1 pseudogene is annotated in these 470 nt (G+C 40.9%); it reads left to right on the forward strand.

The features are described from left to right. Window positions 1–23: 23 nt before the first annotated feature. A pseudogene (locus tag UA76_RS07345) lies at window positions 24–470 on the forward strand (hypothetical protein); the annotation flags it as partial.

A 470-nucleotide genomic window follows, 5' to 3' on the forward strand; every position in this document is an offset into this window, starting at 1 on the left:
TTATGACCGTTAATGATAATGTCATGTCGGCGCACACTGCTGTCGATAATGCACGTATTGTATATGTTCTGCCTTTTATTCTTGCCCTTTGGGTTTTAACTATCTCATTTATACAAGAGTTTGGCCCCAATAAATCCATGATAAGTCGTGCCCACAACATGATTGAGCTCAACATGGAACAACGAGAGAGTGGGCAACCCTATGACGAGCATAGAGATTTATATTACAGAGCATTGGTTGGTGAAGACGGTAAGGGTTCTAAGTTAGATCTGATAAAAGCAGTTTCATCATATGGAGATGAAAACTATCGTAAATCTATATATCAAGAAATAGTCATTATCTCTGTGTTCTCAGTACTATCGCTCATCGCCACCATTCTATTTGCACGCTGGCCAAGAGCCGCCGATATCTATTTCGATAGAAATCGAGGGATTGTTTACACATGGCGTAATGGGCGAGTAGCAGCATGT

The sequence above is a fragment of the Vibrio mexicanus genome (genome assembly GCF_001012815.1).
GTDB lineage: Bacteria > Pseudomonadota > Gammaproteobacteria > Enterobacterales > Vibrionaceae > Vibrio > Vibrio mexicanus.